Raw genomic sequence first — 13,268 nt, 5'->3', positions numbered from 1 at the left:
GTTCTCCTTTTATTATGGAATTTCATAGGGGGAAGCGGGATGAGTGAAACGCTACTCGTTATTATTAGTATATTGCTTTTTTTGATGTTGCTTTTAATCGTATTTTTTATTATTACATTTTTTATAAAAAAAAGAACGCATCACTCTATATTAAAACTTCATCCATACTTAGGGAGAATGCGCTATTTACTTGAAAAAATAGGGCCGGAATTTCGGCAATATTGGTTTGATCATGATACGGATGGAAAACCTTTTTCACGTTACGATTTTCAAAGTGTTATGTTTTTAGCGAAATATCGTTCTGAAATACTTGGTTTTGGATCGAAACGAGATTTTGGTGCATCGGGCTATTATATTGCGAATACATTGTTTCCAATTTTAACAGATGAATTAAGTGTGAATCTTAGGCAAGAACGTGAGGGGAAAAAATATGTGATTCATAAAGAAGGGTTATTTTCAAGAAGAGAGAAATTGACAGCGGATACAACAAATCTTTGGTTATATGAAGATGACGATGCAATTATAGTCGGTGAAAATCGCAAATACCAATGGGAATTACATGGAATGTTTGGAGCATCAGCGACATCTTACGGTGCGATTGGAGAGAATTATATTTTAGCGAGTGGTTTTGGTGCGAAAATGGCAGGCGGATCGTGGATTAATACTGGAGAAGGTGGCGTAATTCCAGAACATTTACATACAGGTGCGAATATCGTTGCACAAATTGGCCCTGGATTATTTGGATACCGTGATGAGAATGGCAATTTTTCAATGGAGAAATTTATGGAGAAAGCGAAAGAAAATAATATCAAGGCATTCGAATTAAAATTTGGGCAAGGTGCGAAAATACGTGGTGGTCATCTAGAGGGACAAAAAGTAAATGAGAAAATTGCCTTTGTTAGGAATGTACGAGAAGGAGAGACAATTAATTCGCCGAATCGATTTTCATTTTTAAATAATGCAGTGGATACACTTTCTTTTATTCAGCAGTTGCAAGAAAGTGGTGGTAAACCAGTCGGGATGAAAATTGTAATTGGTCAGCAGGAGCCTTTGGAAGATTTAATAAAAACAATGAAAGAATTAAACATTTATCCAGATTTTATTACAATAGACGGTTCAGAAGGCGGATCAGGGGCAACGTATAAATCGATGGCAGATAGTATGGGACTGCCGCTTATTCCAGCATTACTTACATTTATTGATACAGCGAATCATTATAGTGTCCGTGATAAATTCAAAGTGTTTGCTTCTGGGAAGTTAATAACACCGGATAAGGTGGCAATTGCTTTAGCAATTGGAGCGGATGCTGTAAATTCAGCCCGCGGATTTATGATGGCGAGCGGCTGTATTATGGCGCTTCAATGTAATTCCGGACAGTGTCCATCTGGGGTTGCAACGACGAATCCGCACTACCAAAAAGCGTTAGATCCGTATGAGAAGAAATGGCGAGTGATGAATTACATTATTAGTATGAGATATAGTCTGTTTTCATTAGCGGCAGCAGCGGGGGTGAAAAGCCCGCGCCATTTAACGAGGGAGCATATTATATTTAAGGATGAAAGAGGAGGAATTGTACCGCTGTCAGAATTGTTCCCTATAGTAAATAGGAGATAAAATATATGTGTTAAAAGTCATACATTTGTATGACTTTTTTATTCGATAATAAAGTTAATCAAGAGAACAATAATTTAAATAAGGAACTGATTGACAATGAAAAATAAGTAACTTATAATAAATCTTGAGTTCGAGATAAATCGTATTCTAAATAAAGACTTATTATGATTATAAATCGAACAAATATATTTTTGTGAATTATCTCGAATTCGAGATAATTCCAGTGGATCGAATGTTAATGTGTAATTTTAAAGTGTTTATCTCGGATTCGAGATAAAATTATAATAGCGGATTTTACTTTGCAGTATGGACAAAATGAATAATGAATTTGAATGTAAAACAAATTTTTATAATGAAATAAAAAAGGAGTGGCAGAAATGGAAAAGAAAACAATGGGGATTCATCATATTACAGCAATTGTAGGGCATCCACAAGAAAATGTAGACTTTTATGCTGGTGTATTAGGATTACGTTTAGTGAAACAAACAGTGAATTTTGATGATCCAGGTACGTACCATCTTTATTTTGGTAATGAAGGAGGAAAACCTGGAACAATTATTACGTTTTTCCCATGGGCAGGTGCTCGCCAAGGAATTATTGGAGACGGTCAAGTAGGCATTACTTCATATGTCGTACCAAAAGGTGCAATGGAGTTTTGGGAAAGTAGACTAGAAAAGTTTGATGTTTCATATACAAAGATGACTCGATTTGGGGAGCAATATTTAGAATTTGATGATCCACATGGTTTGCATATAGAATTAGTTGAAAGAGAAGAAGGCGAATTAAATAATTGGACTTTTGGAGAAGTTACGCCAGAAGTAGCAATTAAAGGATTTGGCGGTGCTGTTCTTTTATCTGCACAACCTCAAAAAACAGCTGAATTGTTAGAACACGTTATGGGTCTTGAGAAAATTGGAGAAGAGGGTGAATTTGTCCGATTCCGTTCTTCTGCTGATATTGGAAATATTATTGATTTAAAATTATCAACAATTGGACGCGGTCAGATGGGCGTTGGTACAGTTCATCATATTGCTTGGAGAGCGAGCGACGATGCTGATCAACTAGATTGGAGAGAACATGTATCTCGCTTTGGGTACGGTGTAACTCCTGTACAAGATCGAAATTATTTTAATGCAATTTATTTTAGAGAACACGGTGAAATTTTATTTGAAATTGCAACAGATCCTCCTGGTTTTGCTCATGACGAATCGTTAGAGACGATGGGTGAGGAATTAAAGTTACCGGAGCGATATGAACCAAATAGAAAACAGATTGAACAAACACTTTTACCATTTGAAGTGAGAAATTTAGATTAAAGTAATTGAAAGGGGAAAAGGATTATGATGAAACATGTTTTTCAAAAAGGAAAAGATACTTCAAAACCAGTGTTGTTATTACTTCATGGTACGGGCGGTAATGAACTAGATTTATTACCACTTGCAGAAATAATTGATCCGGGAGCTTCGGTATTAAGTGTTCGTGGAAATGTATTAGAGAATGGGATGCCACGTTTCTTCCGTAGATTAGCAGAAGGTATTTTTGATGAAGAAGATTTAATTTTCCGTACGAAGGAGTTAAATGAATTTTTAAACGAAGCGGCAAAAACATATGAATTTGATAGAAATAACATTATAGCTATCGGTTATTCAAATGGAGCGAACATTGCAGCGAGCTTATTATTCCATTATGAAGATGCGTTAAAAGCTGCTGTTCTTCATCATCCAATGGTGCCTAGAAGAGGAATCCAATTGCCTAATTTAGCAGAAACAGCGGTATTTATCGCAGCTGGGACAAATGATCCAATTTGTGCGCCTTCTGAGTCAGAAGAATTGAAGACGTTATTAGAAAATGCAAACGCTAATGTAACAATGCATTGGGAAAATAGAGGGCATCAATTAACAATGGGTGAAGTAGAAAAAGCAAAAGAATGGTATGACAATACAGTATTATAGAAGGAAATAAAAAAGAAGCATTTGCTAATCGTTAGCAGATGCTTCTTTTTTATTTAAGACTGGATTGCAAGATGGGATGAAGAAAGTGGTAATTGAATATCAACGATGGTACCTTTGTTTAGTTCACTTGAAATGTGTAATTTACCATGGTGCTCTTCAATTATTTTGTAACACATCATGAGTCCTAGGCCGGTACCTTTTTCTTTTAAACTATAAAACGGTTCACCTAAACGTGATATACGATCTTCTGGAATGCCACAGCCTTCGTCAATTATACGAATTACGATGAAATTATTGTCTAACGATTTGATTTGAATGAAAATATTACCGCCATTTGGCATCGCTTCTATTGCGTTTTTTAATATGTTAATAAAAACTTGTTTTAATTGATTACCGTCGCATTGAATGTCATGTTTATGGTTAAAATGATCCATAATAATATGGACGCTATGCATGATGGCAGTCGGTAAAAGAAATGTGACTACCTCTTCAATTAAAGTTTGTATGTTGTAAGTTTGAACGGATAAAACTTGAGGTTTAGACATCGCCATAAATTGACTCGTAATGGATTCCATTTGTGATATTTCACTTAGCATCACATCTACATACCATTTATTCTCCTCATTTATTTCAGGCAGTAGCAATGTTAAAAAACCTTTTAGAGAAGTGAGTGGATTTCGAATTTCATGGGCAATTCCAGCTGTCAGTTGTCCAACTACGGCGAGCTTTTCTGATTTCCGTAATAATTTTTCAGTCTCTTTTAGCTCGGTAACGTCCCTTCCCATCACGATAAGGCCTTTACGGGAACCGTCAGGATGATAAAGAGGGACTTTTGATATACTTAAGATGAGGTCGAAATCATCTCTGTGTATAATAAATTCCTCCCCGTGAAGAATTTGTCTTTGTTGCCATGCTAGTTCATCTACTTCTTCACAGTGTAAAAAAGCTTCTCGGTACGCTGCATTATATTGAATGAGTTCACTGTCCTTTTTCCCGTGATAAGGTACATGATGGAAATTAAAGCAGGAAAGTGCATAGTCATTTGCTTCAAGCCAGCGACCTTCATGATCTTTAAATATAACAAACGCAGGCATTGCATTCATTAATGTACGTAATCTTTTCTCGCTTTCTTGTAACATTTTTTCGATTCTTTCTGATTTTTCAAGAGGTTTCATAATCGCATAGACACCTGTTAGACGATGTTGGACAAAAATAGGAACTAGTTTTGTTACGACGTCTAATAAATAGCCCTCTTTATGATAAATAGATAGGATATACTCTTGCTGATTGTCTGCTTCGGTATTCTTTATATACTGTAATACTTGCTCAGAAATATGAGCTTCTAAAATAGAGATAATGTTTTTCCGTTCTAATTCTAAAGAAGTGTAGCCTAGTATTCTTTCTGCAGAAGGATTGATATGTAGAATAGTTCCCTCTAAATTCAATGAAATAATACTATCAGGATTATGTTCGAACAGAGATGCGTACATTTCTGCTAAAGAACGATCTTGTATATGGTTTCGCAAACGTCCAGAAATGTTCGGATGACGTTTTCTTAGAGTTGATGAATATTTTTTACGACTCATAATATTTCCTCCGTACAACTAGCATCTAAAAGATTTGTCTAATAATAACTATAATATAGATGTAATGTGTATTTCTATAAAAAATGGAAGTTACAGAAAAAAATTTGTTTTCTTTATTTTTTGCAAAAGGAATATAAGGTGGTAATAAGGGAAGCTTATATTGTTTTATAAAGTTTTTGTAAGTTACAGGGGTGTGTTTTCTTTATAATATTAGAATAGAAGAGGGGGAGAGAAAATGAAAAGTTATATTCAAGGAATCGATCATGTACAAGTAGCTGCACCTGTAGGGTGTGAAGAAGAGGCACGTGCATTCTATGGTAAAAAAATTGGTATGGAAGAAATTCCAAAGCCAGAAGAGTTAAAAAAACGAGGTGGATGTTGGTTTAAGTGTGGGAATCAAGAAATCCATATTGGTGTGGAACAGAATTTTACACCAGCTAAAAAGGCACATCCAGCTTTTTATGTGACTCAAATTAATGAATTTAAGCAAATGCTTATAGAACAAGGGATTGAAGTGATTGATGATCATGCCCGGCCAGATGTGATTAGATTTTATGTGTCTGATCCATTTGGAAATCGAATTGAATTTATGCAAAATAAAGACTAGGTGGCTTCCCACCTAGTCTTTAACCTCTTCTGAAAAGCCCTAATACTTCTACAGTTTCTGTAATATTAACGAACGCATGCGGATCAATTTCAGAAATTGTTAGTTTCATACTTGCTAATTCTTCACGAGAAACGACTGTCATAAGTACACGTTTTTTCTCACTTGAATAAGCACCTTCTCCATCAAGTAATGTAATACCACGTACAACAGTTGAAAGAAGCTGTTTTTTCATTTTTTCCGCTTCATTTGTTACAATCATAAGTGTAACTTTACGATGTTTCGTATGAACAGCATCAATTACTTTACCAGTTACATAAATTGAAAGTAAACTTGTAAGTGCAACATCCCAAGTGAAGAAGAATCCTGCAATTACTACAACGACTGCATTTAAAACAATAAGGAATCCACCAAGTTTAATGTCACGCTTACGAGATAACAACATACCGATAATATCAAATCCACCAGTGGATCCATTACAATTAAAAACAAGACCAATACCAGCTCCGGCAATAACACCTCCGAAGATAGATGATAAAAGTGGATCTGTTGCTACGATTTTTACTGGAACGTAGTATAATGCAACAGATAATACAATTACAGAGATAACTGTGTTAAAAATTACTTTTTTTCCAAGACCTATGTATCCTAAAATAAGGATAGGTAAGTTTAATACGAAGTTAATAATACCTGTGTTTACAGGAGTTACAATCCCTAAAATAATAGCAATTCCGCCAATTCCACTACTTAAAATTTTGTGGGGGATAAGGAAAAGATTAAAGGCAATCGCAATAATAAAAGAACCAATAATAACACCGAGAAATCTGATCATCTTTTTCCCGTCCTTCACTAAAAAATTCATATTATTTCAAGATTATATATGATATTGAAAGTTTTGGGTAAAAACAGTTTATTTCGGAAAATTAGATTAATCGAAACAATTTGATTGTTTTGTAATTTGAAAGGGGATACAGAAATGAGGATAACGACTTATCAACAAAAAAGCCCGTTGAAGCAAGAGTGTGAGGATTCTTATTTTTGTAATGAAGACAAAAATATTTATGGTGTATGTGATGGTGCAACACCGCTCGTTCCGTTTCGTGACGAAAAGGAACATAATGGAGCATACATCGCTTCACATTTATTTGCAAGACATTTTACTTCATTACGGGAAAATCTTAGTTTACAAGTCGCAGTTGCAAGAGCAAATGAGTTATTGCAGAACAAGATGCTAGAATATAAGGTTGATACGAGAAAAAAAGAGCATTTGTGGTGTACATGTATTGCAGCAGTTCAAATAAATGGTGAGAAAATTGAATATGCGCAGTTAGGGGACTGTATGATCGTTGCAATTCTTCAAAATGGAACGATGCAAGTAGTAACGAAAGACACAGTTAAAGGAATTAGTAAACGAGCTAAAAAGAAGAGAGAAGAAGATCGTAAAAAAGGTTTATTTGTGCCAGAAGAACATGTTTTTCAAGATGTTCGAGAACAGTTAAAATACAATCGTTATCTTGCAAATATGGAGGGCGGGTATTCCGTTGCAAACGGAATGAAAGAAGCCATCCATTATTTACAACACGGTGAATTACATATAGATGAAGTGAGTGGGATTTTTATTTGTTCAGATGGGTTATTTCATCCAGATTGGTCACTCGAACAAACTGTTGCATATATAAGAAAGAATAGTATAAACGAATACGTAGCAATCATTGAAGAGTTAGAAGGGAAAAAGAGAATAAGGCCAGATGATAAGACAATTATTATGATCGATTTTTAAGAGGAGGAAGTTCATATGGAAATTAAATGTGTAAATTTAATATTTCAAGATGAGTTAGTTCCTTTAGGGAAAGTAAATAAACTTATTATTCACCATACGTCAGAAGATGGATGGGATGTGTATAAAACACATGAATTTCACCAAACTGTAAGAGGGTGGAGCGGGATTGGTTACAATTATTTTATTGAAGAGGACGGAACGGTAATTGAAGGAAGAGGGTTACATATTGGAGCACATGCGAAAGACAATAATCGAGATACAATTGGAATATGTATGACGGGTAATTTTGATAAGTATGATCCAACTACTGCACAAATGAATGCATTATATTCTTTATGTAAAATGTTTATGAAACAGTTTGCTATAAAGAAGGAAAATATACTAGGTCATAGGGAGCTAGTAGGAGTAACAAAAAGTTGTCCTGGAAATCGTTTTTCTATGGTAGAGTTAAGAAAAATAGTATCTTAAATATAGAGGAGTAACAAATGATGATGAATATAAAAATACCAAATGATAAAAAAGAAGAGCTTGTAGCACAAATTCAGCAATTCTTCATGGAAGAAGATTTAGATGAAATTGGACGTTTCCAAGCAGAACGTTTAATAGAAGAAATGATAAAATTAGTTGGTCCATTTGCCTATAATCAAGCAATTGGAGATGCAAGAAAGCTTGTAAGCGAGAAATTAACGAATATTGAAGAAGATTTGTATGTGTTAGAGAAGAATGAAGGGAAATAAAAAAAGAGCCGAATGGCTCTTTTTTTATTTGTCTTCTTTATGTTCTTTATACTCGTGTGCTTTTTCTTTTACATTACCGACAGTGCTTTTTGCATTGCCTTTTATTTTATCCCATTTTCCTTCGGCTTGTAATTTTTTGTTATCCGTTACTTTCCCGACAACTTCTTTTACTTCACCTTTTACCTTATCAATGGCACCTTCTACTTTTTCTTTTAAACCATGATCATGCTTTGTCATACATTTCTCCTCCTTGTAGTTTGATTAGAATTCTCTTTTCATATTGCAAGTTGAATGATGTATCTAATAATAGCGTAACAAATCTAGTTTGAATATTCAAATGATTAATAGGATAGAAAAGGAATTGTCAAACAATGTATAAAATTGTAATGGAAAGAGAAAGAATGTTAATTACATGTCTTTTGCAGTCCATATTGATTTTGTATAAGCGATTTTCAAATGAGCGCGTTCCATATTATTTTGACTACTACTACCGAACCTTGCTTGTCCAATTATTAAATTACAATCGGATTTAATAGCTGCCTCAATTCTTTTTTGAATTAATGTAGTGTGACAGCCTATACGCTGAAATTCTGGCAAAGTAGCAGAAGCAGCTAATGATGCAATTCCCTTATTTATATATAGGACACCAATGCCCGCAGGAATATTTTGAACTTCTGCTATGAAAAAATACCAGCCTGGTTCATTGTAAAGAATTTCGTTATTTTGACGTACACCATCCTTTGTAAAGGAAGGCATATTAAATCCGCGTACATATATGTCTGCAAAAATATCAAATTCATTTTTTTTTTAGTTGGCGCACTGAAATGTTAGAAGGAATAAGGGATGGATCTTCTTTCGGTATACTATATAAAGCGGTATGGAAGCTAGATTGATAAAAACCTTTTTTTGATAAGTATTGAAATAGTTCAGCTGTACCTTGCGCTGGTGTAATTTCAAAACGGCAAGGGATTTGTAGTGATTCATAATAAGAGATGATTTCATCTATCGCATCTGTATTTGTATATGTAATGCCTTTTACTGTATTAAAAGCAGGACCAGTAATTACTTTTGATGAAAAGGCAGTGGCACTCCCGAAATTTTTCATTTGTATTTGCATTGGATTTCCGCTTATTGCTTGTAGTAGCGCTAATCTAGAAGAGAGCATATCTATTTCTGCGTTTTCAATTTCTTGTGCTACATTGAATGTCATAATCATACTCATAAGATTCCTCCGTCAATTAATATAGTTCATAGTACATATACGATTTTTATTCTGAGATTCCTGTTGAAATGTAAGAGAATAAGAGGTTTTTTGGAAGGGAAATGGAAGTGAACTGTCGAAGGGAAGTGGAAACAGATTAAAGGTGGTGCTCTTATGAAACAGAAAGACGTGCAGACATGCCCTAATTGCGGCTCTCAAAACATAGGAGAAGGTGAGTTTATCGGTTATGCACAAATACGGAAAAAGGAAACGATGTTCACATCTTCACCAGTAGATGCTTATATTTGTACAGATTGCGGGAATATCCTTTCATTGAAGGTACGGAATTATGAAAAGTTTAAGCAGAAGCCGTTATGATTATTGAGAGGTGGTCATATCCAGCGTTGTATACGAAACATCTTATATTACGGGGAATTAATATGAGTGATATTTTACATATATATGAGTATGCCTCAGATAAAGAAATGTCAACGTATACTGTATGGGATGCTCATCAATCGTTACATGACACACAAAAATATATAGAAGAAATTGTGAGGCAATATGAAAAAGAAAAAGTAGCCCCCCTTGGAATTGTATTAAGAGAGGAACAAAAACTTATAGGGACTTGTGGATTTATAAAATATGATGTAATTGAACATAAAGCGGAAATTGCATATGCCTTATCACGAAAATATGGGGGTAGAGGATTAACTACTGAGGCGGCGTCAGCTTTTTTTAGCTATGGTTTTAATGAGTTACGTCTTAATAGTATTGAAGCAGGATGTAATTCAGAAAATGAAGCATCTGAAAAATTAATGAAACGTTTGAATATGGAATACGAATGTACAATTCAAAAGGATTTGTTCATTAAAGGTAAGTATCGTGATACGAAAAGATATTGTATATCTAGGGAAAGATATATGAATCAATGAAATATTTTATATTGAAAACTCCTTTAATTTAATAAGGGGGTTTTTATTTTTTATAACAATAATTACCTTTAATTGTTATAATTGGTTATTGAAAGGTATTGTGTTTCTTAATATCACAATTATAGAAGAAAACTAGCTAAATCGTATAGAAAACCTCTATATAACATGATCGCAACCGTAAGTTGACAAAGTGCAACCGCAGGAAGATAGAGATAAAGACAATGTTTACATACAATTTAGTTAAGAAAATAAAGGGGGACACACATATGGGATTTGGTGAAAAGCTTTTTAAATTAAGAAAGGAAAAGGGCCTTTCTCAAGAAGCGTTAGCTGAGAAACTAAACACGACAAGGCAAGCAGTTAGTAAATGGGAAAACGGTCAAGGTTTTCCTGAAACTGAAAAGTTAATAATGATTGGAAATGTATTTGAAGTCTCTCTTGATTACTTATTAAAAGAAACTGCCGAGCAAAGTAATGAAAAGGAAAATGGTTATTATGTAAGTAAGGAAATGGCGGAAGGGTATGTAGTGTATGGACAAAAAATTTCTAAATATATCGCATTAGGATTTAGCTTGCTTATTTTATCTACAATACCGTATTTATTATTTAAAGAAAATGCAACACTGTCTACATTTCTTGTCATTATCATTGCGGTCCTTGGAATTGGAGCAATGATGGTACCTGTAACACTAGAAGAGAGTCGATACAATGTATTAAAAAAGGAAGAATTACTGTTTGATCAAAACTTTCTAAAAGAATTGACAAAAAGATATGCGACTATTAAGAAGAAGTATGCAGCAGTAGTGATCGTTGGATTTTGTTTTATCGCAGCAGGAGCAATACCATTTTTATTTGAGAAAAAACGAATCACGTCAGGAGAGCTCGTGCAGTATTACCCTTATTGTGTTGTACTTATTGCTATTGGAGTTTATCTTTTTGTTCGTGTGTTAGGCGTGTTAGAGACGTATCGAATTTTAGTAGAAAATAAAGAATATAGTAATCGTTTTATCTTTAAACTCAAAAAGAAAGTAAGAAAAAAGGTAGATAGTTTATAAGCAAGAGAAAAACATGTTTTTTATTGTTCTGAATTATTTCCAAAGAAATAATTCAGAACATACAGAAAAATATCGTAATTATTTGTAGAAGTCTGTTATAATATACGAAAATGAAAACGCTTTAAAGGGAGGCTGTAAACAATATGATGATGAATGTACCGCTAACAATTAGTTCTATGATGGAAAGAGCAGAGAAACTGTTTTCGAAGAAAGAAATTGTTTCACGGACACATGATACAGTTACAACGTTAACGTATAAGCAGTTAGGGGAAAGGACGAGAAGACTTTCAAGTGCGCTAAAAAAATTAGGAATAAAAGAAGGCGAGCGTATAGGAACGTTAGCGTGGAATCATCATCGACATGTGGAGGCGTATTTTGCTATTCCAGGTATTGCTTCCGTTTTACACACAATTAATATTCGTTTATCTCCTCAACATATTTCATACATTATTCAGCACGCAGAAGATCGCATTCTACTTATAGATGAAGATCTCGTACCACTCGTTGAAAATATTCAATCACAATTATCAACTGTACAAGCCTACATTATTATGACTGATAAAGATGAACTTCCAAATACTACGCTAGAACCTGTATATCATTATGAAAAGTTATTAGAAGAAGGCGATCCAAATTTCCAATTTGTAAAAGATATTGATGAAAATACACCTGCTGGTATGTGTTATACGTCAGCGACTACAGGAAACCCAAAAGGTGTTGTATATACGCATCGTAGTACTGTATTGCATTGTATGGCACTTGGTTTAGCGGATACAGCTGCTTTATCGGAAAGTGATGCGGCGATGGCAATTGTACCGATGTTCCATGTGAACGCTTGGGGGCTTCCTTTCGCTGCTACTTGGTTTGGAACAAAACAAGTTCTCCCAGGACCGATGTTTACGCCAAAAATTTTATTAGAAATGATTCAAGCTGAAAAAGTAACGATAGCAGCAGGTGTGCCGACAATTTGGCTCGGTGTATTACAAGAGTTAGAAAATAATAGTTACGATTTATCTAGTATAACGAGAATATTATGCGGTGGTGCAGCTGCACCGAAAAGCGTTATTAAAGCATTTGAGCAAAAATATAATGTTCCTTTCGTACATGCATATGGTATGACTGAAACGAGTCCACTCGTAACGCTTGCACGTTTAAAAAGTTATGAAACAGAATTATCATATGAAGAGCAATTAGAAATCCGCTCCAAACAAGGATATCTTGTACCTGGTGTAGAGATGAAAGTAGTCGGTACAAATGGTGAAGTGAAGTGGGATGGTACGGAGATGGGAGAATTATGTTTACGAGCACCTTGGATCGCTGAAAGCTATTATAACGATGATCGTACTGTCGAAGGATTCCGTGACGGTTGGTTATATACTGGCGATGTCGTTACAGTTGATGAGGAAGGCTGCGTGAAAATTGTTGATCGTACGAAGGATGTTATTAAAAGCGGGGGCGAGTGGATTTCTTCAGTCGATCTTGAAAATGCTTTAATGGCACATGATGCTATATTTGAAGCGGCTGTCGTTGCAATTCCTCATCCGCAGTGGCAAGAACGCCCAGTTGCCTGCGTTGTTCAAAAGAAAAATAGTACGGTTACAAAAGAAGAAATATATGAGTTTTTAAAACCGCAGTTTGCGAAGTGGTGGTTACCAGATGATATTGTATTTATGGAAGAAATACCGAAAACATCTGTTGGAAAGTTTTTAAAACAGGCACTTCGAAAAGAACTTGAGCATTTGCATAAAGAGAAATAACAGAATTGTCATTTGTAAACTTATATTAATTTATGGTTGACAAAAGA

At 34.6% G+C, this 13,268-nt stretch carries 14 protein-coding genes and 1 pseudogene; 11 read left to right on the top strand and 4 right to left on the bottom strand.

Translation table 11 applies throughout. From position 1 onward, the window contains the following. The first annotated feature begins 39 nt into the window (after positions 1–39). The 3 genes from BTOYO_RS04255 to BTOYO_RS04245 all read left to right on the top strand — a co-directional run bounded on the left by BTOYO_RS04255 (position 40) and on the right by BTOYO_RS04245 (position 3,566). Complete coding sequence (locus BTOYO_RS04255; protein WP_000005174.1) at positions 40–1,614, top strand: FMN-binding glutamate synthase family protein; 1,575 nt, start codon at positions 40–42, stop codon at positions 1,612–1,614. Between the two features lie 377 nt (positions 1,615–1,991). Then, positions 1,992–2,930 (top strand): ring-cleaving dioxygenase, encoded by a 939-nt coding sequence (locus tag BTOYO_RS04250; protein ID WP_000412734.1) that lies wholly within the window; start codon positions 1,992–1,994, stop codon positions 2,928–2,930. A 24-nt stretch (positions 2,931–2,954) separates the two neighbouring features. Next, entirely contained in the window at positions 2,955–3,566 is a 612-nt protein-coding gene (locus BTOYO_RS04245) for an alpha/beta hydrolase (RefSeq protein ID WP_000975464.1), read from the top strand. 53 nt (positions 3,567–3,619) lie between these two features. Here the strand turns inward: BTOYO_RS04245 and BTOYO_RS04240 are convergent, their stop codons facing one another. Continuing rightward, positions 3,620–5,152, bottom strand: coding sequence for a BA3702 family sensor histidine kinase (locus BTOYO_RS04240; protein ID WP_000087665.1), 1,533 nt, complete (start codon positions 5,150–5,152; stop codon positions 3,620–3,622). A gap of 235 nt (positions 5,153–5,387) precedes the next feature. Between BTOYO_RS04240 and BTOYO_RS04235 the strand changes: the two genes are divergently transcribed. After that, positions 5,388–5,759 carry a VOC family protein gene (locus tag BTOYO_RS04235; protein ID WP_000844356.1) on the top strand — a complete coding sequence of 124 codons (372 nt, stop codon included), beginning with the start codon at positions 5,388–5,390 and terminating at the stop codon, positions 5,757–5,759. Positions 5,760–5,778: 19 nt separating this feature from the next. On the opposite strand, the gene BTOYO_RS04230 is transcribed toward BTOYO_RS04235, so the two are convergent. Beyond that, on the bottom strand, positions 5,779–6,588 hold the full coding sequence (locus tag BTOYO_RS04230) for a YitT family protein (RefSeq protein WP_000617799.1): 810 nt from the start codon (positions 6,586–6,588) through the stop codon (positions 5,779–5,781). A gap of 144 nt (positions 6,589–6,732) precedes the next feature. On the opposite strand from BTOYO_RS04230, the gene BTOYO_RS04225 reads away from it, so the two are divergent. Genes BTOYO_RS04225 through BTOYO_RS04215 form a run of 3 tightly spaced genes read left to right on the top strand, consistent with a single transcriptional unit; the run spans position 6,733 to position 8,273 of the window. After that, entirely contained in the window at positions 6,733–7,536 is an 804-nt protein-coding gene (locus BTOYO_RS04225; RefSeq protein ID WP_001223366.1) for a protein phosphatase 2C domain-containing protein, read from the top strand. 15 nt (positions 7,537–7,551) lie between these two features. Then, complete coding sequence (locus BTOYO_RS04220) at positions 7,552–8,004, top strand: peptidoglycan recognition protein family protein (RefSeq protein ID WP_000402959.1); 453 nt, start codon at positions 7,552–7,554, stop codon at positions 8,002–8,004. 17 nt (positions 8,005–8,021) lie between these two features. Continuing rightward, positions 8,022–8,273: a DUF2164 domain-containing protein gene (locus BTOYO_RS04215; RefSeq protein WP_002039315.1), complete on the top strand. Its 252-nt coding sequence runs from the start codon at positions 8,022–8,024 to the stop codon at positions 8,271–8,273. A 24-nt stretch (positions 8,274–8,297) separates the two neighbouring features. Here BTOYO_RS04215 and BTOYO_RS04210 read toward each other — a convergent pair whose 3' ends face one another. Together BTOYO_RS04210 and BTOYO_RS04205 are read right to left on the bottom strand one after the other, a co-directional pair. Then, positions 8,298–8,510 (bottom strand): CsbD family protein, encoded by a 213-nt coding sequence (locus BTOYO_RS04210; protein ID WP_000160404.1) that lies wholly within the window; start codon positions 8,508–8,510, stop codon positions 8,298–8,300. Between the two features lie 171 nt (positions 8,511–8,681). Continuing rightward, a pseudogene (locus BTOYO_RS04205) lies at positions 8,682–9,495 on the bottom strand (GNAT family N-acetyltransferase). 153 nt (positions 9,496–9,648) lie between these two features. Between BTOYO_RS04205 and BTOYO_RS04200 the strand changes: the two are divergent. From BTOYO_RS04200 to BTOYO_RS04185, 4 genes are all read left to right on the top strand, one after another. Next, positions 9,649–9,852: a hypothetical protein gene (locus BTOYO_RS04200; protein WP_000810202.1), complete on the top strand. Its 204-nt coding sequence runs from the start codon at positions 9,649–9,651 to the stop codon at positions 9,850–9,852. Then, complete coding sequence (locus BTOYO_RS04195) at positions 9,849–10,409, top strand: GNAT family N-acetyltransferase (RefSeq protein WP_002093465.1); 561 nt, start codon at positions 9,849–9,851, stop codon at positions 10,407–10,409. Before BTOYO_RS04200 ends, BTOYO_RS04195 begins: the two co-directional genes overlap by 4 nt. Before the next feature lie 266 nt (positions 10,410–10,675). After that, positions 10,676–11,464 carry a helix-turn-helix domain-containing protein gene (locus tag BTOYO_RS04190; RefSeq protein WP_000505607.1) on the top strand — a complete coding sequence of 263 codons (789 nt, stop codon included), beginning with the start codon at positions 10,676–10,678 and terminating at the stop codon, positions 11,462–11,464. Between the two features lie 143 nt (positions 11,465–11,607). Next, positions 11,608–13,221 carry a long-chain fatty acid--CoA ligase gene (locus tag BTOYO_RS04185; protein WP_000980193.1) on the top strand — a complete coding sequence of 538 codons (1,614 nt, stop codon included), beginning with the start codon at positions 11,608–11,610 and terminating at the stop codon, positions 13,219–13,221. The last annotated feature ends 47 nt before the right edge of the window (positions 13,222–13,268 follow it).

It is taken from the genome of Bacillus toyonensis BCT-7112, from assembly GCF_000496285.1.
In the GTDB taxonomy this organism is placed as follows: Bacteria; Bacillota; Bacilli; order Bacillales; family Bacillaceae_G; genus Bacillus_A; species Bacillus_A toyonensis.
This window is presented reverse-complemented; position numbering and strand designations above follow the sequence as displayed.